This is a genomic window from Micromonospora yangpuensis (genome assembly GCF_900091615.1).
Classification (GTDB): domain Bacteria; phylum Actinomycetota; class Actinomycetes; order Mycobacteriales; family Micromonosporaceae; genus Micromonospora; species Micromonospora yangpuensis.
The window spans coordinates 6,088,551-6,111,043 of sequence record NZ_FMIA01000002.1 but is presented as its reverse complement, the minus strand read 5'-3'; the positions used below and the strand labels follow the sequence as shown (position 1 = coordinate 6,111,043).

At 72.6% G+C, this 22,493-nt stretch carries 19 protein-coding genes and 2 pseudogenes; 16 read left to right on the top strand and 5 right to left on the bottom strand.

Annotated elements, in window-relative coordinates:
• The 4 genes from GA0070617_RS27690 (at window position 1) to GA0070617_RS27675 (ending at window position 5,169) form a co-directional block, all read left to right on the top strand.
• Entirely contained in the window at window positions 1–687 is a 687-nt protein-coding gene (locus GA0070617_RS27690) for an ABC transporter permease (protein ID WP_091445040.1), read from the top strand.
• Window positions 684–1,406, top strand: a complete 723-nt coding sequence (locus GA0070617_RS27685; protein ID WP_091445037.1) for an ABC transporter permease — start codon at window positions 684–686, stop codon at window positions 1,404–1,406. The genes GA0070617_RS27690 and GA0070617_RS27685 overlap by 4 nt, the downstream gene beginning before the upstream one ends.
• Window positions 1,407–1,581: 175 nt before the next feature.
• Complete coding sequence (locus GA0070617_RS27680; RefSeq protein ID WP_091445035.1) at window positions 1,582–2,583, top strand: glycine betaine ABC transporter substrate-binding protein; 1,002 nt, start codon at window positions 1,582–1,584, stop codon at window positions 2,581–2,583.
• Between the two features lie 168 nt (window positions 2,584–2,751).
• Window positions 2,752–5,169: a hypothetical protein gene (locus GA0070617_RS27675; RefSeq protein ID WP_091445033.1), complete on the top strand. Its 2,418-nt coding sequence runs from the start codon at window positions 2,752–2,754 to the stop codon at window positions 5,167–5,169.
• An 8-nt stretch (window positions 5,170–5,177) separates the two neighbouring features.
• On the opposite strand, the gene GA0070617_RS27670 is transcribed toward GA0070617_RS27675, so the two are convergent.
• Window positions 5,178–6,365, bottom strand: coding sequence for an NADH-quinone oxidoreductase subunit D (locus GA0070617_RS27670; RefSeq protein WP_175440685.1), 1,188 nt, complete (start codon window positions 6,363–6,365; stop codon window positions 5,178–5,180).
• A complete protein-coding gene (locus tag GA0070617_RS27665) occupies window positions 6,353–7,477 on the bottom strand; it encodes an SAM-dependent methyltransferase (protein ID WP_280519285.1) in 1,125 nt (374 codons plus the stop codon). Before GA0070617_RS27665 ends, GA0070617_RS27670 begins: the two co-directional genes overlap by 13 nt.
• Before the next feature lie 256 nt (window positions 7,478–7,733).
• On the opposite strand from GA0070617_RS27665, the pseudogene GA0070617_RS27660 reads away from it, so the two are divergent.
• The 7 genes and pseudogenes from GA0070617_RS27660 to GA0070617_RS27630 all read left to right on the top strand — a co-directional run.
• Window positions 7,734–8,672 (top strand): annotated as a pseudogene (locus GA0070617_RS27660) (Rossmann-like and DUF2520 domain-containing protein); the annotation flags it as partial.
• Window positions 8,673–8,752: 80 nt separating this feature from the next.
• Complete coding sequence (gene panC, locus GA0070617_RS27655; protein ID WP_091445024.1) at window positions 8,753–9,601, top strand: pantoate--beta-alanine ligase; 849 nt, start codon at window positions 8,753–8,755, stop codon at window positions 9,599–9,601.
• 34 nt (window positions 9,602–9,635) lie between these two features.
• Window positions 9,636–10,061, top strand: a complete 426-nt coding sequence (gene panD / locus GA0070617_RS27650; RefSeq protein WP_091445022.1) for an aspartate 1-decarboxylase — start codon at window positions 9,636–9,638, stop codon at window positions 10,059–10,061.
• Between the two features lie 131 nt (window positions 10,062–10,192).
• Complete coding sequence (locus GA0070617_RS27645; protein ID WP_091447597.1) at window positions 10,193–11,107, top strand: septum formation family protein; 915 nt, start codon at window positions 10,193–10,195, stop codon at window positions 11,105–11,107.
• A 61-nt stretch (window positions 11,108–11,168) separates the two neighbouring features.
• Complete coding sequence (locus tag GA0070617_RS27640) at window positions 11,169–12,863, top strand: L-aspartate oxidase (RefSeq protein WP_091447594.1); 1,695 nt, start codon at window positions 11,169–11,171, stop codon at window positions 12,861–12,863.
• 17 nt (window positions 12,864–12,880) lie between these two features.
• Window positions 12,881–13,804 (top strand): carboxylating nicotinate-nucleotide diphosphorylase, encoded by a 924-nt coding sequence (nadC, locus tag GA0070617_RS27635; protein ID WP_091445020.1) that lies wholly within the window; start codon window positions 12,881–12,883, stop codon window positions 13,802–13,804.
• Between the two features lie 27 nt (window positions 13,805–13,831).
• Window positions 13,832–14,590, top strand: coding sequence for a type III pantothenate kinase (locus GA0070617_RS27630; RefSeq protein WP_091445017.1), 759 nt, complete (start codon window positions 13,832–13,834; stop codon window positions 14,588–14,590).
• Window positions 14,591–14,642: 52 nt separating this feature from the next.
• Here the strand turns inward: GA0070617_RS27630 and GA0070617_RS31880 are convergent, their stop codons facing one another.
• Both GA0070617_RS31880 and GA0070617_RS31875 read right to left on the bottom strand, forming a co-directional pair.
• Entirely contained in the window at window positions 14,643–14,882 is a 240-nt protein-coding gene (locus GA0070617_RS31880) for a hypothetical protein (protein ID WP_229688657.1), read from the bottom strand.
• 55 nt (window positions 14,883–14,937) lie between these two features.
• Window positions 14,938–15,267: pseudogene (locus GA0070617_RS31875) on the bottom strand (class I SAM-dependent methyltransferase); the annotation flags it as partial.
• Between the two features lie 90 nt (window positions 15,268–15,357).
• Between GA0070617_RS31875 and lysS the strand changes: the two are divergent.
• From lysS to GA0070617_RS27610, 3 genes are all read left to right on the top strand, one after another.
• Entirely contained in the window at window positions 15,358–16,866 is a 1,509-nt protein-coding gene (gene lysS / locus GA0070617_RS27620; RefSeq protein ID WP_091445015.1) for a lysine--tRNA ligase, read from the top strand.
• A 106-nt stretch (window positions 16,867–16,972) separates the two neighbouring features.
• Entirely contained in the window at window positions 16,973–17,323 is a 351-nt protein-coding gene (locus tag GA0070617_RS27615; protein WP_091445012.1) for a histone-like nucleoid-structuring protein Lsr2, read from the top strand.
• Window positions 17,324–17,815: 492 nt separating this feature from the next.
• Window positions 17,816–20,347, top strand: coding sequence for an ATP-dependent Clp protease ATP-binding subunit (locus GA0070617_RS27610; RefSeq protein WP_091445011.1), 2,532 nt, complete (start codon window positions 17,816–17,818; stop codon window positions 20,345–20,347).
• Between the two features lie 69 nt (window positions 20,348–20,416).
• Here GA0070617_RS27610 and GA0070617_RS27605 read toward each other — a convergent pair whose 3' ends face one another.
• Window positions 20,417–21,322, bottom strand: coding sequence for an HhH-GPD family protein (locus GA0070617_RS27605; RefSeq protein ID WP_091445009.1), 906 nt, complete (start codon window positions 21,320–21,322; stop codon window positions 20,417–20,419).
• A 96-nt stretch (window positions 21,323–21,418) separates the two neighbouring features.
• Here GA0070617_RS27605 and GA0070617_RS27600 point away from each other — a divergent pair, with 96 nt between their 5' ends.
• On the top strand, window positions 21,419–21,931 hold the full coding sequence (locus GA0070617_RS27600) for a glycine cleavage system transcriptional repressor (RefSeq protein ID WP_091445006.1): 513 nt from the start codon (window positions 21,419–21,421) through the stop codon (window positions 21,929–21,931).
• A complete protein-coding gene (locus GA0070617_RS27595) occupies window positions 21,928–22,476 on the top strand; it encodes a peptide deformylase (protein ID WP_091445003.1) in 549 nt (182 codons plus the stop codon). The genes GA0070617_RS27600 and GA0070617_RS27595 overlap by 4 nt, the downstream gene beginning before the upstream one ends.
• Window positions 22,477–22,493 lie beyond the last annotated feature (17 nt).

Here is a 22,493-nt window from a genome sequence, read left to right as displayed (position 1 = left end):
ATGTCCCTCCGCCTGAGCTACCGGGCCGACCCGGGTAACCCGTGGTTCTCCTGGCAGTATGTGCGGGACAACTCTGACACGATCCTCGCCGCGGTGGGTGACCACGCCTGGCTGACGGTCCGCGCGGTGCTGATCGCCGCTCTGGTCGGCCTGCCGCTCGCCGTCGCCGCGTACTGGTTCCGGCCGCTGGCCGGGCCGATCGTCGCGCTGACCGGGGTGCTCTACACGATCCCCTCGCTGGCCCTCTTCGCGTTCCTCGCGCCGTACCTCGGCATCGGCGCGGTCACGGTGCTCAGCGTGGTGGTGCTGTACGCGCTGCTGGTCATCGTGCGCAACGCGGTGGCCGGTCTGAACCAGGTGCCGCCGGAGGTCCGCGAGGCGGCCGAGGGCATGGGGTACGGCCGGTGGGGGCGGTTGTTCCGGATCGACCTGCCGCTGGCGCTGCCGGGCATCCTCACCGGGCTCCGGCTGGCCACGGTGTCGACGGTGGCGCTGGTCACGGTGGGGGTGGTGGTGGGGCGCGGTGGGCTCGGTCAGCTGATCTTCGCCGGCTTCCAGAACAACTTCTACAAGGCCCAGATCATGACCGGTACGCTGCTCTGCGTGCTGTTGGCCCTGCTGGCCGATCTGCTGCTGGCCGGGGCGGGACGACTGCTCACCCCCTGGGTGACGAGGCGGGCCCGGTGAGCGCCGTCGAGCAGGCGGTCCGCTGGCTCAACGACCCGCTGAACTGGACCAACCCGGGCGGGATCCTGGACCGGCTCGGCGAGCACCTGAGCATGTCCGCGACGGCGGTGGCCCTGGGCTGTCTGCTGGCCTGGCCGCTCGGGCTCTGGCTCGGGCACACCGGCCGCGGCGGCGGCCTGGTCGTGCTGGTCTCCAACGTCACGCTCGCCGTGCCCACCCTCGCGCTGCTGACCATCCTGCCGCTTACCTTCCTGGGTTTCGGCCGACCCGCGGTGGTGGTGGCGCTGGCCGTCTTCGCGGTTCCTCCGCTGCTGGCCAACGCGTACACCGGGGTCCGTCAGGTCGATCCGGAGACCCGCGACGCGGCGCGTGGCATGGGGCTCTCCGGTGGGCAGGTGCTGCGCCGGGTCGAGTTGCCGCTCGCGGTGCCGTACCTGGCGGCCGGTTTCCGTACCGCGACGGTCCAGGTGATCGCCACCGCCGCGCTGGCCACGTTCGTCAACGGTGGCGGGCTGGGGGAGATCATCCGCGCCGGGTTCGGGCTGAGCATCGCCAGCGGTGGAGGCCAGATCCTGGCCGGCGGCCTCCTGGTGGCCGGGCTCGCGCTCCTGGCCGAGTTGGTGCTGGCCCTGATCGAGCGGCTGGTGACCCCGCGTCCGCTGCGACCGGCGAGGCGTCGGGCCAACCGTCGGGCCGGCAACGCGATCGCCGGCAACTGACCGGCGGCACCCGCGGGGCTGCTTCTCGGTGACGATCCGGTGACAAACGTCGCCTGGGTTTGTCGGACCCGTACGTGAGGATGTTGGCTGGAGAGCACGGGCGGCCGGTTCAGTTCGCCCGTCGGACACGCGGCCGGCCCGGTAGGGCCGCGCCGGGACACGGAAGGCGGGCATCATGCGCGCTCGTACACGGCTGGCCATCGGCGCGGTGGGTGCTCTCGCCGCGGCAGGCCTGCTCACCGGCTGCGGTGACGCCGGTTCCTCCGGCACCGAGGCCCCGCAGCAGGAGGCGTCGGGGGCCGGTTGCGCGCCGGTCGCCGGTGACCAGCTGGTGGCGTTGGAGGACGACAAGAAGCTGCAGAACGCCGACAACATCCTCCCCGCGGTCAACGCCGAGGCGGCCGATCCGCAGCTCATCGCGGCACTGGACAAGGTCTCCACGGCGCTCGACACCGAGAAGCTGATCCAGCTGAACAAGGCCGTCGACGTGGACCGGAAGTCCTCGAAGGTGGCCGCCGAGGAGTTCGCCGGTGGCAACGGACTGACCAACGGCATCGCCAAGGGCCCCGGCGGCAAGATCGTGGTCGGCGCCGGCAACTTCGCCGAGAGCCAGACGCTCGGCGAGCTCTACCGGATCGTGCTCACCGAGGCCGGGTACGACGTCACGGTGCAGACCATCGGCAACCGGGAGCTCTACGAGCCGGCCCTGGCCAAGGGTGAGATCCAGGTGGTGCCGGAGTACGCCGCCACCATGGCCGAGTTCCTGAACGCCAAGCTCAACAAGGACGCGCAGCCGGTCTCCTCCCCGGAGGTGGAGAAGACCGTCGAGGCGCTCAAGGGCCTCGGCGAGCGCAACGGCCTCACCTTCGGGGCGGCCTCGGCGGCACAGAACCAGAACGCCTTCGCCGTCACTCAGGCCTTCGCCGACAAGTACGGCGTCCGTACCCTCTCCGACCTGGCCGACAAGTGCTCGGGTAACGCGACGGTGCTCGGCGGTCCGCCGGAGTGCCAGGAGCGGCCCTTCTGCAAGCCGGGCCTGGAGAAGACGTACGGGCTCGCCGTGGGCTCGTTCTCGTCGCTGGACCAGGGCGGTCCGCTGACCAAGACCGGGTTGCGGACCGGCACCATCAGTGTGGGTCTGATCTTCTCCTCCGACGGCGCCTACGCCCAGGGCTGACCGACCAGAGCGCTGCGAACGGTGCGGGACCCCGATCCGGGGTCCCGCACCGTTCGTCTGTTGGCCCGGCCGGCCCCTGAACCGGCGGTTTCCGGCGTCCGCCCCGTTCCTACCGGGTTGTCCACCACTGTTCCGTTGCCCGGGACCCGCTGGGTAGGCTGCACACCCATGCCCGCCACGGTTCCCACCGCCGATCGGCGTACCCCGTCGTTGTTGACCGTGCTCTTCTGGACCGGCGTGGCGTTTGCGCCGGTAGCGGCGTTGACACTGCTGATCGCCGACAGCAACGGACCACTGCGGTTCGCGGCGGTACTGGCCATCGCCTCGGTCGTGCTGATCGGTCTGTCGATCGCGCTGCGGCCGGAGGACGGCACCGATGCGGACGGGGTGTACGAGGAGATCGAGGAACTCCGTCGGGATTTGCGCGGCGAGATCGTCGCCGCCGCCCAGCGGGGCAACCAGGCCCTCGACCAGTCTCAGCGGGCCCAGGACGCGGTGGCCGAGCTGCGTCGACGGCTCGACTCCGCCCCCACTGACGATTCCCCGCCCCCGCCCGCCGTGGACCAGCCGGCAGGTCCCGGACGGGCCCAGTTGCCCGTCCCCGAGGTGCCGCGGGCCCGGGCGTCGGTTCCGGAGGTGCCGCGGGCCCGGGCGTCGGTTCCGGAGGTGCCGCGGGCCCGGGCGTCGGTTCCGGAGGTGCCGGCGGCCGGGGTTTCCGTCCCCGAGGTGCCGGTGGCGGTTCCCCGTTCCCGGATACCGGTTGCCGAGGTGCCGGACGGTGCCACGACCGGGACGCCGCCGGGCTGGCCACCCCCGTCGGTCGACTCCGCGAGGGCCGAACCGGACGGTTGGCACCCGGTATCCTCCGCCCCGGACGTGGCCGGGTCGCCCGGGCGGGCGCGCGCGTCGGGGGAGACCGCCGACAGCGACCGGCGGTACGACGCGGAGCCAGCACCCGCTCCGACCGGCCGGTACGGCGCTGCCGCCCGCCCGGCGTACGAGCAGCCGACCGGCCCGCCGGGTCGGTACGGCACCGGATCGGAAGCGGCCGGACGGTCTGCGGGACGGACGGCATCGGGCGGGGTGCCATCGGGCGGGCATTCCGACTTCGCGTCCCGCCAGATGGGGGTGGTGCGGCACACCGAGACCGTGCACGTCACCCGGCACACCGTGCTGGACGGATCCGGCGCCGCGCCGGTAACGGATGACCGGTACGCGCGCCCGTGGTCGCCGCCCACCACACACGACGAGCCTGGGCGGGGAGCCGCGGAGCATTCCCGGCCAGACCATGGTTGGCCCGATGACCGGTCCCGCGCCGATGACCGCTCGCGGACGGACCGGCAGGAGCGCGCCCGCTGGGGCGGTGCCGACCAGCGGGCGTGGTCCGACTCCGGACCTGGGCCGGCGGGCCCACCCGGGGCGGACCGTTCCTGGTCCGATCCGGGATCGGCCGGGCGGTCCTGGTCCGATGGGGAACAGCAGGCCTGGCCGGGGTCGGCTGGTCCGGACCGGTCCCGGTCCTGGGCCGGGCGTGACGACCCTGCCCCTCCTGGGCGGCGGGTCCCGCCCGGTCCCGCCCCGACCAGTCGACCGGATGAAGAACAGTGGACCGGCCGTCCCGCTGGGCAACAGTGGACCGGCAGCCCCGACCCGTACGGTCACGCCGATCCGTATGGGCACGCCGATCCGTATGGGCACGCCGACCCGTACAAGCACGCCGACCCGCGTGGGCACGCCGATCCGTACGGGCACGCCGATCCGCGTGGGCACTCCGGAACGCACGGCCGCGCCACCGGGCACGGTGCGGCCGAAGGCTGGTCGGAGGCGCAGGCCGGGAGCCGGTGGACCGAGGTACGCGCCGACGAAGGTGGCCACGAGGTGCGGGTCGGCCAACGGCGCGCGACGATGCACGCCGACGGCACCGGCGGCGGGTTCCGGGTGGAGGACCAGTGGGCGGAGGTCCGCCACGGTGTCCCACCCGACGGGTACGACCAGCCCGGCGGAGCTGCCGGTGCTGGTCGACGTGACCAGGCCGGGGAAGGCGCTCCGGCCGGGGATCCGGGTCAGCCCGTCAGGTACGGCCCCACCGGTGGTCACCGCCAGACAGGCAGGCCGGAGCAGGCAGGTCGGCAGGGCGAAGCCGGGGCGTACGGTCCGGCCGGTGCTGGTCGGTGGGGCGGCGGCCGGGCCGGGCCGGAGGGCCGCCCGGCGCTGCCGGCTGGTGGCGTGCCGGTGCCCGAGCAGTGGCGACCGGCGGCCCCGCCGGGGCAACCGGCGGCCGAGGACCGGTGGGCGGGACAACAGCCCGACGGCAGCTGGCCGGCGGCTGGGCAGCCGGCCGCCGGGACCGACTGGCCGGCGGCTGGGCAGCCGGACAGCGGCTGGTCAACTGGGGAGCCCGAGCCGAGCCGGCATAGTCGGCACCAGCGTCCCGACGAACAGCGCTACGGGTACCCGCCCCGCGACGACGTTCCCCGCGCCGGCGCCGACCGTTCTCCGCACGCCGGCGGATACGAGACGTCCTACCCCGGCGATCAGGCGACCCCCTACGCCGGTGGCGACGAGTCGGGCGGTCGCTGGCGTTGACCGGCGGACTACTTGTCGATGTCGCCGACCACGAAGAACATCGAACCGAGGATCGCGATCAGGTCCGGCACCAGAGCGCCCGGGAGCAGGGTGGCCAGGGCCTGCACGTTCGCGTACGAGGCGGTGCGCAGCTTGAGTCGCCACGGCGTCTTCTCCCCGCGCGAGACCAGGTAGTACCCGTTCACGCCGAGCGGGTTCTCGGTCCACGCGTAGGTGTGCCCCTCCGGGGCCTTGACCACCTTCGGCAGCCGGGTGTTGATCGGTCCGGTGAGCCGGTCGACCCGGTGCAGACACTGCTCGGCCAGGTCGAGTGAGGCGTACACCTGGTCGAGGAGGACCTCGAAGCGGGCGTGGCAGTCGCCGGCGGTGCGGGTGACCACCGGCACGTCCAGCTCGCCGTAGGCCAGGTACGGCTCGTCGCGGCGCAGGTCGAAGTCGAGCCCGGAGGCGCGGGCCACCGGCCCGGAGGCGCCGAACGCGGCGGCGTCGGCGGCGGAGAGCACCCCCACCCCGACGGTACGGGCCAGGAAGATGTCGTTGCGGCGGATCAGGTCGTCGAGGTCCGGCATACGTCGCCGGACGACACCGATGGCGTCGCGGGCCCGCCCCGTCCACCCGGCCGGTACCTCCTCCTTGAGCCCACCGATCCGGTTGAACATGTAGTGGATCCGTCCGCCGGACACCTCCTCAAGCGCTGCCTGGAGGGTCTCCCGCTCCCGGAACGCGTAGAACATCGGGGTGATCGCCCCGATCTCCAGCGGGTACGAGCCGAGGAACATCAGGTGGTTGAGCACCCGGTTGAGCTCGGCGAGGGCCATCCGCAGCCACACCGCCCGCTCCGGCACCTCCAGGCCCATCAACCGCTCGACGGCGAGCACCACGCCCAACTCGTTGGAGAACGCCGAGAGCCAGTCGTGCCGGTTGGCCAACACGATGATCTGCCGGTAGTCGCGTACCTCGAAGAGCTTCTCGGCCCCCCGGTGCATGTATCCGACGACCGGCTCGGCGGAGATCACCCGTTCGCCGTCGAGGACCAGCCTGAGCCGGAGTACGCCGTGGGTGGAGGGGTGCTGCGGGCCGATGTTGAGCACCATGTCGGTGCCGAGCTGTTCACCGGAGGTGCCGGCCACCAGTCCCGCGCCGGTGCCGACGGTCAGCTCGCGGAGATCACCGGTGTCCGTGGTCATGTTCGCCATCGTGCCATGACCGCGTCGGGATCGATGCCGACCGGTTGACCCCACCACCAGTGTCCGCCGAGGCCGGCCGGGTCGGTCAGTTCGGCCACCGCCGAGGCGGCGGCGAGCGCGCGGACGTACCCGGTCGGGTCGGTCGAGGCCAGGGTGAGCGGTGGCCGGCCGCCGTCGGCCCCGAGCGCCCGCAGCGCGTCACGCTGCCTGACCAGCGAGTACGCCGACCCGGCGACCGCCGCGCCGGCCGCGGCGACGGCGTCCACCGCCACGTGGGCGGTGAGGTCACAGGACCCGTCGGGTACCGGTGGCACCTGCCGCCCGGCACGGTAGCCGGTCAGGCTGCCGGTCGCCGGCCGGTCGTCGCTCAGGTGCCCGTAGTCGACGCCCAGGGCGAGTCCCCGGTCGATCCGGCGTACCGCGTCGGCCCAGGCCTCGTCCCGACTCCGGCCGATCTCCGCGCGCGGTCCGACGATCGGACTGTTCCCGGTCCGCCCGGTGTCCCGCGCCAGGGGCCGGGCCGGACCGTCGTCCGGTCGGCCGCGAACAGGGACGGGCCCACCGGTGCCGGCCCACCAGGTGGCGAGCCAGCTGGCATCGGCCGGGTCGACCAGGTCACCGACGGTCTCGGTGCCGGTCGCCGGGTCGACCACGAGGTACCGCCAGCCGTCACCGACCCGGACGGCCACGTCGAGCGGTACGTTGTCGAGCCACTCGGTGGCGACCAGTAGGCCGGTGATCCCGGCCGGGACCCGATCGACCCAGTCGATGCCGGGCGGCAGTTCGGCCGGGGGTGGGGCGAGTTCGACGGCGGTCAGGCGTAGCCGTCGGGCGAGCGGTGCAGCGGGCGGGCTGCCGCCCGTCCTGGGCGCGTCGCCCGGTGAGTGCCTGTCCGCGCCGATCAGCTGGACGGCGAGGGTCCGGAGCAGTTCGCCGCGGCCCGCGCCCACGTCCACGACATCCAGCCGGGCGGGGTGGCCGAGCGCGGCGTCGACCCGCTCGACCAACCGGAGCAACGCCGAGGTGAACGCGGGGGAGGCGTGCACGCTGGTACGGAAGTGGTCGGCCGGACCGGTGCCGGAGACGAAGAAGCCGTTGGGGCCGTAGAGCGCCCGGCTCATCGCCATCCGCCAACGGATCGGCGACCCGTCCCCTCGTCCGACGTCGGTCACCCGCCGACCCTATGCGCCGCCCGCCCGCCCGCTCGCGTCACCCGCCGGTTTGGAGGGGCCCCTTCCTATACAGAAAGCGTTAACAAGGGGCCCTTCCTTGCATGGGGGTGGGTGGTGAAGGTTTTCACAACTGCTTGTTTCAGGTCTGTCACGGCGGAGCATACTTGCGATCGACCGGTACCCCCTTCGAGGACTGGATCATGCTATGAGCGCACCGTCGCGCCCGCGCCCGGCCGCCCCGCTCGGGGCCGTCGCGCCATCGGGCGCCTACTCGTCCGCCACCTCCCGCCTGACCGTCGGTGTCGTCGGCACCGGCCGGGTCGGCGCCGTCCTGGGCGCCGCGCTTGTCGCCGCCGGACACCGGGTGGTCGCCGCCTCCGGTGGGGCCGGGGCCAGCCGGGCCCGCGCCGCGTTGTTGCTGCCCGGGACGCCGAACCGCACCGCCGCCTCGGTCGCCCGGTCCGCCACCGACCTGCTGCTGCTCGCGGTACCGGACGACGCCCTGGCCGGGGTGGTCGCCGGGCTGGCCGGCGCCGGGGCGCTGCAACCGGGTCAGGTGGTCGCGCACACCTCCGGCGCGCACGGGTTGGCCGTGCTCGCCCCGGCGGTCGCCGTCGGGGCCCGTCCGCTCGCCCTGCATCCGGCGATGACCTTCACCGGTACTCCCGACGACCTGTCCCGGCTCGCCGGCATCTCGTACGGGGTGACCGCCCCCGCCGGGCTGCGGGTGCTGGCCGCCCGGCTCGTGGCCGACCTGGGCGGGGTGCCGGAATGGGTAGGTGAGGTGGATCGCCCGCTCTACCACGCGGCGCTCGCGCACGGGGCGAACCATCTGGTCACCCTGGTCAACGAGGCCGCCGACCGGCTGCGCGACGCCGGGGTGGCCCAGCCGGAGAAGGTCCTCGGCCCGCTGTTGGGGGCCGCGCTGACCAACGCGCTGAGTCTGGGTGACGACGCGCTGACCGGTCCGGTCTCCCGGGGTGACGCGGGTACGGTCCGCCGGCACCTGGACCGCCTGGCGGCGACCGCGCCCGAGTCCGTGCCGGCGTACCTGGTGCTGGCCCGGCGGACCGCGGACCGGGCCATCGCCGCCGGCCGGCTGCGCCCGCGGGACGCCGAGCCTCTGCTCGACGTGCTGGGCCGGGCCCAGCAGCAACTCGACGTGCTGGGCCGGGCCCAGCAGCAGCTCGACGTGCCGGATCGGGCTCCACGGCAGGTGGCGGCATGAGCGAGCTGGTGCACACTCCGGCGGAGTTGGCGGCCGCCCGGGCCCGGCTGACCGGGACCGTCGGCGTGGTGATGACCATGGGCGCCCTGCACTCCGGGCACGAGACACTGTTGCGGGCCGCCCGGGAGCAGGCCGACCACGTCCTGGTGACGATCTTCGTCAACCCGTTGCAGTTCGGCCCGAACGAGGACTTCGACAGGTACCCGCGCACGCTCGACGAGGACCTGGCGGTGTGCCGCCGGGCCGGGGTCGACCTGGTCTTCGCCCCCTCCGTGCCGGACCTGTACCCGGACGGGGCACCCGAGATCCGCGTCGACCCGGGGCGGCCCGGCGCGGACCTGGAAGGGCTGAGCCGACCGGGCTTCTTCCAGGGCGTGCTCACCGTGGTCCTGAAGCTGCTCCAGCTCACCCGGGCGGACCTGGCCTTCTTCGGGGAGAAGGACTACCAACAGTTGACCGTGGTCCGGCGGATGGTGCGGGACCTGAACGTGCCGGTACGGATCGTCGGCGTGCCGACGGTACGGGAGCCGGACGGACTGGCGCTCTCCAGCCGCAACCGTTACCTCTCCCCGACGCAGCGGCAGGCCGCGCTGGGGCTCTCCGCCACGTTGCGGGCCGGTGCCGAGGCGGCCGAGGCCGGTCTCGACGCCGGTGCGGTGCTCGCCGCCGCGCACCGGGCCTTCGGGGCGGTCGATCCGACCGTCGAACTGGACTATCTGGTGCTCACCGATCCCGATCTGGAGCCGGGGCCGGTGGCCGGCGAGGCCCGGCTGTTGATCGCGGCTTCGCTCGGTGGCGTCCGGCTGATCGACAACCTGGCGATCCGGCTCGCGCCGCGCCCCTGACCACCACCCTGTTCGTTCTGCGAAAGGCACCACCATGTTGCGGACCATGCTGAAGTCGAAGATCCACCGGGCCACGGTGACCCAGGCCGACCTGCACTACGTCGGTTCGGTGACGGTGGACCAGGATCTGCTCGACGCCGCCGACCTGCTGCCTGGCGAGCAGGTCGCGATCGTGGACGTCACCAACGGGGCCCGGCTGGAGACGTACGTTATCCCGGGCGAGCGGGGCAGCGGGGTGATCGGCATCAACGGTGCCGCCGCGCACCTGGTGCACCCCGGTGACCTGGTCATCCTGATCTCGTACGGGCAGTTCGACGCCGCCGAGGCGCGGTCGTACCAGCCGCGGATCGTGCACGTCGACGGGGAGAACCGGATCATCGAGCTGGGTGCCGACCCCACCGCCGCCGTCGCGGGGATGGCCGGTGACCCGGTACGCGCCGCCTACGCGGTACCCGTCTGACGGTCCTTTCCGGGCCCGACCGTACCGGCTGGGCGGAATGCGTGGCGTGGCCGCGGATTCCGGTCTGTCACCGGATGGTCATGACCGGTTACTCTGGAGCCGCCCTCGTGCCGGTGCCTGGGGAGGCCGCGATGAGCAGTGCGAGAACGGTGCTGCCCGGTGCGCGGGCGGTTCTGGGCGTGGTCGTGGTGGCGACGCTCGTGCTGACCGGCTGCGCGGCCACCTCCGGACTGGACGCCGACCTGACCGACGACTGGGCGGCGCTGGCCCCACCCGTACCGTTCACCCCGGCCGCCGCCACCTGCCACGAGGCCGACTTCACCGAGGTGGTCAGCCTGACGGCGTACCAGCCGGTGGACTGTGCCGGGGCGCATCGGGTGGAGACGGCGCACGTGGGGACCTTCCCGGCGGACCGGCCGAGGCCGCCTACCGGGTCTGCGCAGCTGCGTACGGCCTTCGCCGACTGTGACACCCGGGCCACCGGTTACGTCGGCCACGAGTGGCGCGGTGCCCGGCTGCGGCTGGGGGTGGCCATCCCCTCCCCGGACGGCTGGTCGGGCGGTGCCCGCTGGTACCGGTGCGACCTGACCGAGGTGACGACGGTGGAGGCCGGAGCCGGCACGGTGCTCCGGACCGGCAGCCTGCGCGGTGCGCTACGAGGTCCCTCGCCGTTGAAACTGGGCTGCCAGCAGGCTGCCACGGGCCGGGGTGGCGGCGTCTCGACACTGAGCCCGGTGAGCTGCGACAAACGGCACAACGCCGAATACGTGGGCGTGTGGGCGGCCCCGGACCGCCCCTACCCCGCCCGGGACGCCGAGTGGGCCCCGTTCTACACCGGCTGCCGTACCGTCCTCGCCCGGTACGTCGGGGTGCCGGACGACATCCGGCTGACGGTGCGCAGCGGTGTGGTGGTCCGCCCGCCCGCCGCCGGCCGGTGGCGCGCCGGTGACCGGGGGGTTCGTTGCTACCTGTGGCTGAGCCACCGCACGACGACCGGCTCGCTGGCGGGTGCCGGCCCGGCCGGTCTACCGGTTCGGACAGGGTAGTCGGAACCACACACTCCGACCCCGGGGCCCGCTCGTGGTCGCGGCGCGGTTGACTGTGGTCATGGACTCCTCGCCCGTCGACCTGCCGACCCTGCCCGGACTGCTGGCCGCGCCCGCACCCGGCTGGGTGGAGACCACCGACGTGATCGTGGTCGGTTCCGGGGTCGCCGGCCTCACCGCCGCCCTGCATCTGCGGGAGGCCGGACTGCACGTCACCGTGGTCACCAAGGTCGACATGGACGAGGGGTCGACCCGGTGGGCGCAGGGCGGTATCGCCGCCGTACTCGATCCGCAGGACACCCCGGCGGCGCACGCCTCGGACACCGAGCTGGCCGGGGTGGGGCTCTGCGACCCGGCCGCGGTAGGGGTCCTGGTGGCGGAGGGACCGACCCGGCTGCGGGAGCTGATGCGCATCGGTGCCGAGTTCGACAGGCATCCGGACGGTTCGCTGATGCTCACCCGGGAGGGCGGTCACCGGGCGGACCGGATCGTGCACGCCGGCGGCGACGCGACCGGGGCGGAGGTGCAGCGCGCGCTGCACGCCGCGGTCCGCCGGGACCCGTGGATCCGGCTGTTCGAGCACGCCCTGGTGCTGGACCTGCTCCGGGCGCCCGGCGACGGCCCGGACGGCCTCGGCCCGGCCTGCGGGCTCACCCTGCACGTGCTCGGCGAGGGCAGCGAGGACGGGGTGGGCGCGATCCTGTCCCGGGCGGTCGTGCTGGCCACCGGCGGGATGGGGCAGGTCTTCGCGGCGACCACCAACCCGGCGGTCTCCACCGGCGACGGGGTGGCGTTGGCGATGCGCGCCGGCGCGGTCGTCACCGACGTGGAGTTCGTGCAGTTCCACCCGACCGCGTTGATCGTGCCGGAACGGGCCCGGGTGCCCGGGGCCGGTCTGGCCCAGCAACCGCTGGTCTCCGAGGCGCTGCGCGGCGAGGGCGCCCACCTGGTCGACGCCGACGGCAAGCGGTTCATGGTCGGTCAGCACGAGTTGGCCGAGCTGGCCCCCCGGGACGTGGTCGCCAAGGGCATCCACCGGGTGCTGCTGGCCACCGGCGCGGACCATGTCTTCCTCGACGCCCGGCACCTCGGTGGGGAGTTCCTCGCCCGCCGGTTCCCCACCATCGTCGCCTCCTGCCTGGCCATCGGGGTCGACCCGGCGACCGATCTGATCCCGGTCGCCCCGGCCGCCCACTACGCCTCCGGCGGGGTCCGTACCGACCTGCACGGCCGGACCTCCATCCCCGGCCTGTACGCCTGCGGCGAGGTGGCCTGCACCGGCGTGCACGGCGCGAACCGGCTGGCCAGCAACTCGCTGCTGGAGGGGCTGGTCTTCTCCCGGCGGATCGCCGAGGACATCGCCGCCGGTCTGCCCGAGCAGGCCCAGCCGGCGCCGACCGGCGCCTGGACCGGCGGCGCCGGCTGGGTGGCGCCGGCGGAGGCCACCCCGACGCTGCAACGGGCGATGACCCGGGGTGCCGGGGTGCTCCGCTCGGCGAAGACGCTCACCGAGACCGCCGCGACCCTGACCGGGCTCGGCGAGCGGCGTGGGCGGCCCCGGACCGCCGACTGGGAGGCGACGAACCTGCTCACCGTGGCGTCGGCGCTGGTCGCGGCCGGCTACGCCCGGCAGGAGACCCGCGGGTGCCACTGGCGGGAGGACTTTCCCACGGCCGACGAGCGGTGGCACGGCCACCTGCTCGCCTCGATCGGGGCCCAGGGGCGGTTGGCGCAGCGGTGGGAACGGTCAGCATGAGTGCGGAGGGAACCGGGATGAGGCAGTCGACGGAACAGGTGTTGCGGGCCGGCGGGTTGGACCCCGACCGGGTCCGGCGGGTGATCGACGACGCGCTGACCGAGGATCTCGGTCCCCGGCTGCTCGACGTCACCAGCGTGGCCACGATTCCGGCCGGCCAGACCGACACCGCCGACCTGGTGGCCCGGGCCGACGGGGTGGTGGCCGGGCTGGCCGTGGCGGCGGCGGTCTTCGAGCTGGTCGCCGAGGTGGCGACCGGTGCCACCGAGGGGGCGCCGGCGGGTGGCGCGCGTACCGTCGAGGTGTCGGTGCTGGCGGCCGACGGTGAGCGGGTGGCCCGCGGCGACGTGCTGGCCACGGTCACCGGGCCGACCAGGCTGCTGCTCACCGCCGAGCGTACGGCGCTGAACCTGCTCTGCCGGATGTCCGGGGTGGCCACCCACACCCGGGCCTGGGCCGACGCGCTGGCCGGGACGAAGGCGATGGTGCTGGACACCCGCAAGACCACCCCGGGCCTGCGGGCGTTGGAGAAGTACGCGGTGCGGGCCGGCGGCGGCACCAACAAGCGGTTGGGGCTCTACGACGTCGCCATGATCAAGGACAACCACAAGCTGGCGGCCGGCGGGGTCGCACCCGCCTACCGGCGGGTCCGGGAGGCCTTCCCCGAGGTGCCGGTGCAGGTCGAGGTGACCACGCTGGCCGAGGCGGTGGAGGCGGTCGAGGCCGGCGCGGACTTCCTGCTCTGCGACAACATGACACCGGCGCTGCTCGCCGAGGTGGTAGCGGCGGTGGGGGACCGGGCCGAGCTGGAGGCCACCGGCGGGCTGACCCTGGCGGTGGCGGCCGAGTACGCGGCGAGCGGGGTGGACTATCTGTCGGTCGGCGCGCTCACCCACTCCGCGCCGATCCTGGACATCGCGATGGACCTGCGGGGACGCTGACCGACCGTGGTTGTCTAGGCTTCGGACGTGCTGCTCTGCATCGACATCGGAAACACCAACACCGTGCTGGCCACCTTCGCCGGCGACAAGCTGGTGCACTCCTGGCGGGTCAAGACCGACGCCCGGTCGACCGCGGACGAGCTGGGCCTGATGTTCCGGGGTCTGCTCGCCGGGGACGCCGTCGAGATCACCGGGGTGGCGGCCTGCTCGACCGTGCCGGCCGCGCTGCGCTCGCTGCGGACCATGCTGGAGCGGTACTACGCCGACCTGCCCAGCGTCATCGTCGAGCCGGGGGTCCGCACCGGGGTGCAGTTGGCCATCGACAACCCCAAGGAGGTCGGGGCCGACCGGGTGGTGAACACCCTCGCGGCGTACACCCTCTTCGGCGGGCCGTCGATCGTTGTCGACTTCGGCACCACCACGAACTTCGACGTGATCAGCGGGCGGGGTGAGTTCCTGGGCGGCGCGTTCGCCCCGGGCATCGAGATCTCCTTCGACGCGCTGGCCGCCCGGGCGGCCCAGTTGCGCAAGGTCGAGGCGACCCGGCCCCGCTCGGTGATCGGCAAGAACACCGTGGAGTGTCTCCAGGCGGGTCTGTACTTCGGCTTCGCCGGTCAGGTGGACCGGATCGTCGAGCGGATGGCCGAGGAGCTGGGCGGGGTGCAGGCGGTCATCGCCACCGGTGGACTCGCCTCGGTGGTGATCGGCGAGTGCCGCACCATCACCCACCACGAGCCGATGATCACCCTGATCGGCCTGCGCATGGTCTACGACCGCAACACCTGAGCGGTAAGGAAGGGCCCCCGCTTAACGCCTACGGTAGAGCGGGGTTCCCCGCTCACCCCCACGATGCGGGGGCGCCGGCGCGGGGGGCGCGGAAGACGAAGGTGCGGTACGGCAGCTCGATCCGTTCCCGACCGGCCAGGTCCGGATGGGTGGCGAGCAGATCGCGTACGCCGTCGTCGATGATCTGCCGCTGCGGCGCCTCGGCGACCAGGTAGTGCGAGCGGGTCCGGACCAGTCCGGCCAACTCGTCCGGGGTGACCGTGACGTGGTACGGGAACTCCGCCATCTCCACCGGGCCGAACCCGGGGCCGGGCGATCTCCGGGTGCGCCCGCTCCCGGTCGAACCAGTGGTACGCCTGCCCCGACAGCACCGCGTCCGCCGCCGCGTCGGCCAGCGGCACCGCCTCGGCGCTGCCGGCCAGCGGGGTGACGCCGGGGGTGGTGGCGGCCAGTTGCGCCCGCATGCCCGGGTCGGGTTCCACCGGCAGCACCTGGTGGCCGAGATCGAGGACCACCCGGGTGAGCAGGCCGGTCCCCGCGCCGAGATCCACCACCCGGGCCGGGGCGGGCAGGCCGTCCAGCGCCCAGCGTACGGCCGCCGGAGGGTAGGTCGGGCGGAACCGGTCGTACGCCTCGGCGGCGGCGCCGAAGGAGAGCCGGTGAGTGGGATCGGTCATGCCGGGCAGGTTAACCCGTAACGGTCGCGGGAGGGCTTGAGTACGCTCGGGGGCTGACCCCGCCGGAATCCTTAGCTGAGGAAGCGTGCCGTGACCGAGCAGAACCCCGTGCCAGTCGACCCCGCCGACGACCTTCCGGAGCAGATGAAGGTCCGCCGGGAGAAGCGGGACCGGATGCTCGCCGAGGGCGTCGAGGCGTACCCGGTCGGTTACCCCCGGACCAGCACGCTGGCCCGGATCCGGGCCGAGTACGCGGAGCTGCCCACCGACACCGCCACCGGCGTCCGGGTCGCGGTCACCGGTCGGGTGATCTTCGTACGCAACACCGGCAAGCTCTGCTTCGCCACCCTGCGCGACGGTGACGGGACCGAGCTGCAGGCGATGCTCTCCCTGGACCGGGTCGGCCCCGAGCGGTTGGCGGACTGGAAGCGCCTGGTCGACCTCGGTGACCACGTCGGCATCACCGGTGAGGTGATCACCAGCCGGCGCGGTGAGCTGTCGGTGCTGGCCGAGCAGTGGGCGGTGACCGCCAAGGCGCTGCGTCCGCTGCCGGTGGCGCACAAGCCGCTCAGCGAGGAGGCCCGGGTCCGGCAGCGGTACGTGGACCTGGTCGTCCGGCCACAGGCCCGCCAGATGGTACGGACCCGGGCGGCAGCCGTCCGGAGTCTGCGGGAGGCGTTGCACGAGCAGGACTTCGTCGAGGTGGAGACGCCGATGCTGCAGCTGCTGCCCGGCGGCGCGGCGGCCCGCCCATTCGTGACCCACAGCAATGCGTTGCACACCGATCTGTATCTCCGAATCGCTCCGGAACTGTTTCTGAAGCGGGCCGTGGTCGGTGGGGTCGACCGGGTCTTCGAGATCAACCGCAACTTCCGTAATGAGGGAGTCGACTCTTCGCACTCGCCCGAGTTCGCGATGCTGGAGGCCTACCAGGCGTACGGCGACTACGACACCATGGCCACGCTCACCCGGAATCTGGTACAGCGGGCGGCGATCGCGGTCGGCGGGTCGACGGTGGTGACCCACGCCGATGGCCAGGAGTTCGACCTGGGCGGGCAGTGGCGCTCGGTGACACTGTTCGGTGTCCTTTCGGAAGCGCTCGGTGAGGAGGTCACCGTGCGGACCGACCGGGCCCGCCTGGTGGAGTACGCCGACAAGGTCGGCCTCGCGGTGGACCCCAAGTGGGGGCCGGGCAAGCTGGCCGAGGAACTGTTCGAGGAACTGGTCGTGCCTGGTTTGCGGGAGCCCACGTTCGTCCGGGACTACCCGGAGGAGACCAGCCCGCTGACCCGGTCCCACCGTGACGAGCCGGGGCTGGCCGAGAAGTGGGACCTGTACGTCCTCGGCTTCGAGCTGGGGACCGCGTACTCCGAGCTGGTCGACCCGGTGGTGCAGCGGGAGCGGTTGGTCGCCCAGGCGCAGCTGGCGGCCCGGGGCGACGACGAGGCGATGCGGCTCGACGAGGACTTTCTCCGGGCCATGGAGTACGGAATGCCGCCGGCCGGTGGTATGGGAATGGGAATCGACCGCCTGTTGATGGCGCTGACCGGCCTGGGTATTCGGGAAACGATCCTGTTCCCCTTGGTCCGGCCGGAGTAGTTCACGCGCCGCCGACGGACTTTTTTCCGGGTCCTATTGACGTGACAAGCATCGAGCGGGCTATTGTGCTTCTGGCAGGAGACCCTGCTCGAAAGGATTGTGCGACGTGGCCAAGCAGATCATTCACAAGCTGGTCGATGACCTGGACGGCGGAGACGCCGACGAGACCGTCAAGTTCGCCCTCGACGGCGTTCAGTACGAGATCGACCTGTCGAGTTCGAACGCCGAGAAATTGCGTGAGGTATTCGCCACCTACGTCGCCCACGGCACCAAGGTGGGGCGCGGCGGTGTGGTGGTCGGTGGCCGGGCCGCGCGGGGCCGGGGTGGTGCCACCTCCGACCGGGAGCAGAACAAGGCGATCCGGGACTGGGCCAAGGGGCAGGGCAAGGACATCTCCGACCGGGGGCGCATCCCCCAGGAGATCGTGGACGAGTTCCACGCCAAGGCCGGCCGCTGACGGTGGTCCGGGCGACCTGACGCTGGGCCGGGGCTGATCCCCGGCCCAGCGTCGCCGTCTCCGCGACGCGCGCCCGGCCGCTGTGGCCCGGCGGCCGGCCACACCGGGCGGGGCTGCCGTGGCTGGCCGGCCCACGGCGCGGCGGGAGGGCGGTCCGGGCGGGAAGGATCCGGCCCGGACGGGCGTTGTCCACAGCCGGTGGAAAGTCTGTCCACAGCCTGTGGACAACCGACGCGGGTGCCCGGACACCCGTCCACCGGACGCGCGGAATTTCGCTCTACGCGTACAGCCGCAGGGCCCGGAACAGGCCCTGAGCGCGGACGGTTGGGTGAAACGACGCGCGAGCGGCGGCCGCCGGAGACACACGACCTCAGCGGAGTCGGCCCGCGGCGATAGAGTAAGGAGGCACGGACGCCCGTCCCGGACGTCCGCGCACCGGCCCCGCCAAGATTCTGACGGTCAAGGCGCACGGCACGTGAGGAGCACGAGGGCATGTTCGAGCGGTTCACCGACCGAGCGCGACGGGTTGTCGTCCTGGCCCAAGAAGAGGCCCGGATGCTCAACCACAACTACATCGGTACGGAACACATCCTGCTGGGCCTGATCCACGAGGGTGAGGGCGTCGCGGCCAAGGCTCTGGAGAGCCTCGGCATCTCCCTGGAGGGCGTCCGCCAGCAGGTCGAGGAGATCATCGGCCAGGGTCAGCAGGCGCCGAGCGGGCACATCCCGTTCACGCCGCGGGCCAAGAAGGTGCTGGAGCTGTCGCTGCGTGAGGCGCTGCAGCTCGGCCACAACTACATCGGTACCGAGCACATCCTGCTCGGCCTGATCCGTGAGGGCGAGGGCGTCGCCGCCCAGGTGCTGGTCAAGCTCGGCGCCGACCTCAACCGGGTCCGCCAGCAGGTGATCCAGCTCCTCTCCGGCTACCAGGGCAAGGAGCCGGCCGCCGCCGGTGCCGCGCCGGGCGAGGCCGCGCCGTCGACCAGCCTGGTGCTGGACCAGTTCGGCCGCAACCTCACCCAGGCCGCCCGCGAGGGCAAGCTCGACCCGGTCATCGGGCGCGAGAAGGAAATCGAGCGGGTCATGCAGGTGCTCTCCCGCCGTACCAAGAACAACCCGGTCCTGATCGGTGAGCCCGGCGTCGGCAAGACCGCCGTGGTGGAGGGGCTGTCCCAGAAGATCATCAAGGGCGAGGTGCCCGAGACGCTCAAGGACAAGCAGCTCTACACGCTCGACCTCGGTGCACTGGTGGCCGGTTCCCGTTACCGCGGTGACTTCGAGGAGCGCCTGAAGAAGGTCCTCAAGGAGATCCGCACCCGGGGCGACATCATCCTGTTCATCGACGAGATCCACACCCTGGTGGGTGCGGGTGCCGCCGAGGGCGCGATCGACGCGGCGAGCATCCTCAAGCCGATGCTGGCCCGGGGCGAGCTGCAGACCATCGGCGCGACCACCCTGGACGAGTACCGCAAGCACCTGGAGAAGGACGCCGCGCTGGAGCGCCGGTTCCAGCCGATCCAGGTGGGTGAGCCGTCGCTGGCGCACACCATCGAGATCCTCAAGGGCCTGCGTGACCGGTACGAGGCGCACCACCGGGTGAGCATCACCGACGCCGCGCTGGTGGCCGCGGCGACCCTTGCCGACCGGTACATCTCCGACCGGTTCCTGCCGGACAAGGCGATCGACCTGATCGACGAGGCCGGTGCCCGGATGCGGATCCGCCGGATGACCGCTCCGCCGGACCTGCGTGACTTCGACGAGCGGATCGCCCAGGTGCGTCGGGACAAGGAGTCCGCGATCGACGCGCAGGACTTCGAGCGGGCCGCCCAGCTCCGCGACAAGGAGAAGCAGCTGCTCGGCCAGAAGGCCCAGCGGGAGAAGGAGTGGAAGGCCGGTGACCTGGACGTCGTCAGCGAGGTCGACGACGAGCAGATCGCCGAGGTGCTCGGCAACTGGACCGGCATCCCGGTCTACAAGCTGACCGAGGAGGAGACCTCGCGCCTGCTGCGCATGGAGGACGAGCTGCACAAGCGCGTCATCGGCCAGGAGGACGCGGTCAAGGCGGTCTCGAAGGCGATCCGGCGGACCCGGGCCGGCCTGAAGGACCCGAAGCGCCCGTCGGGCTCGTTCATCTTCGCCGGTCCCTCCGGTGTCGGTAAGACCGAGCTCTCCAAGGCGCTCGCCGAGTTCCTCTTCGGCTCCGAGGACGCTCTGATCCAGCTGGACATGTCGGAGTTCCACGACCGGTACACGGTCTCCCGGCTGGTCGGTGCGCCTCCCGGCTACGTCGGCTACGACGAGGGTGGCCAGCTGACCGAGAAGGTGCGGCGTCGGCCGTTCTCGGTGGTCCTCTTCGACGAGATCGAGAAGGCCCACCCGGACGTCTTCAACACCCTGCTCCAGATCCTGGAGGACGGTCGGCTCACCGACGGCCAGGGCCGGATCGTGGACTTCAAGAACACCGTCATCATCCTGACCACCAACCTGGGCACCCGGGACGTGGCCAAGGCGGTGTCGCTCGGTTTCCAGGCGTCCGAGGACTCGGACTCCAACTACGAGCGGATGAAGCAGAAGGTAAACGACGAGCTCAAGCAGCACTTCCGGCCCGAGTTCCTGAACCGGATCGACGACACCATCGTCTTCCACCAGCTCCGCCAGAACGAGATCCTGCAGATCGTCGACATCATGATCCAGCGGATCGAGACCCAGCTCCGCAACAAGGACATGGGTCTGGAGCTGACCGACAACGCCAAGAAGTACCTGTCGAAGAAGGGCTTCGACCCGGTGCTCGGAGCGCGTCCACTGCGTCGCACGATCCAGCGCGACATCGAGGACAACCTCTCCGAGCGGATCCTCTTCAACGAGCTGACCCCGGGTCAGATCGTCGTGGTGGACTGCGAGGGTGACCCGGAGGACATCGACAAGTCCAAGCTCATCTTCACGGGCGCGGACAAGCCGGTGGAGGTTCCGGACGCCGTCCCGGCCGACCTGGGCGGCACGGCCGCGGCAGGTGCGGACGAGTAGGGCGAACGACTGAACGGCGTCGGCCCGGTGGCAGCTGCCACCGGGCCGACGCCGTTCTCCGTGAAGCGGTCAGACCACGGCCGGCGCGGGCGGGCCGCCGTCGCCGGCCAGCCGGAACGACGCCGTCCCGACCGGCTCGACCAGCCCGTCGGTGACCAGTCCGGCCAGCGCTCGGGCCCGTTGCACGTCGTCGGCCCACACCTGGTCGAGCCGCTGCCGGTCGACCGGGCCGGTGGTCTCCCGGAGTACGCCCAGCAGCAGACCGCGTACCTGTCGATCGGTGCCGGCGTACCGCTGGGGGCGGCGGCTCGGGCCGGTCGGGGCGGCCTGGCCGGAGGTCCGCCACGCGCAGATCGAGGCCACCGGGCAGCGGTCGCAGCGGGGCGACCGGGCCACGCAGAGCACCGCGCCCAGCTCCATGATGGCCGCACTGGCCAGCGCCGCGTCGGCCGGCTCGACGGGGAGCAGCTCCTCGGTGGCGACCAGGTCGGCGGGGCGGGTGGTGGGCCCGGCGTCCGGTTCCCCGGCGATGGCCCGGCAGACCACCCGACGCACGTTCGTGTCGACCACCGGGTGCCGCTGCCCGTACGCGAACGTCGCCACCGCCCGCGCCGTGTAGGTGCCCACCCCGGGTAGCGCCAGAAGCTGGTCCAACCGGTCCGGTACCACTCCGGCGTGCCGTTCGACGATCGCCACCGCACACTCGCGCAACCGGACCGCCCGGCGGGGGTAGCCGAGCCGCCCCCACATCCGGATGGCCTCCGCCGGGGTGTCCTCGGCCAGCGCGGCGGGGGTGGGCCAGCGCTCCAGCCACGCCTGCCAGGCCGGCACCACCCGGACCACCGGCGTCTGCTGGAGCATGACCTCGCTGACCAGGATTGCCCACGGCGACACGCCGGGGTGGCGCCACGGCAGGTCCCGGGCGGTTTCGGAGTACCACCGGCTGACCAGGGTGGCGAACGTTGGCTCAGACATCGCGCGTCGATGATGTCACGGCCCACCTTCCCGCAGGATGGGCGGGCCGGACGGGGGCGTCGCCGGCTGGTCGGACGGTTCGGGGAGAATGCCCCAATGAACCAGCTCGCGATCACTGTCATCGGCCGGGACCGGCCCGGCATCGTGGCCGACGTCGCCGAGGTGCTCGCCCGGCTCGGTGCCAACCTGACCGACTCCACCATGACCCGGCTACGCGGGCACTTCGCGATGACCCTGATCTGTGTCGGCCCGACCGCCGCCGAGGCCGAGGCCGCGTTGGCCCCGCTCGCCGCCGACGGTCAGCTCCTGGCGACCGTACGCGCGGTCACGCCGGACGGGGTCACCGCACCGGCCGGTGAGCCGTACGTGCTGGCGGTGCACGGCGCCGACCGGATGGGCATCGTCGCGGCGATGACCCGGGTCATCGCCGAAGCCGGAGGCAACGTCACCGATCTCAGTACCCGGTTGGCCGGTTCGCTCTACGTGGTGGTCGCCGAGGTGGAGCTGCCGTCGGGGACCGCTTCGGAGCTGACCGCGCAGCTGACCCGGACCGCCGCCGAGCTGGGTGTCGAGGCGACCCTCCGGCCGGCCGACCCGGATCTGCTGTGACCGGCCTCGGTGACTGGACCCCGCAGGCGCTGGCGGTCCCGGGGGAGGTACGGCCGGTGGTCTGCGCCCCCGAGCCGGTGCTCAGCCGGGCGGGCGCCGAGGTCGACCCGAACTCGGCGGAGACGGTACGGCTCGCCGCCGACCTGGTCGCCACCATGCGGGTGGCACCGGGCTGCGTCGGGCTGGCCGCGCCGCAGATCGGGGTCGCGGCACAGGTCTTCGCGGTCGACGTGACCGGGCACCCGAAGGCGGTGACGGTGCACGGCACCTTCGTGCTCTGCAACGCCCGGGTGGTCGAGGCGACCCGCTGGAAGGCCGGCCGGGAGGGCTGCATGTCGGTGCCCGACCTGACCGGGGACGTCAAGCGGGCCAGCCGGCTCGTGGTGGAGGGTGAACTGCCGGGTGCCGGTCGGACGGTCCGGCTGGTGACCGACGCCTTCGAGGCGCGGGCGTTGCAGCACGAGATCGACCACTGTGCCGGTCTGCTCTTCCTCGACCGGGTGGCCGGGGCGCACGCGATCCACCAGCGCAAGGTGTACCTGTGAGGGGGGCGGCCGGGTCG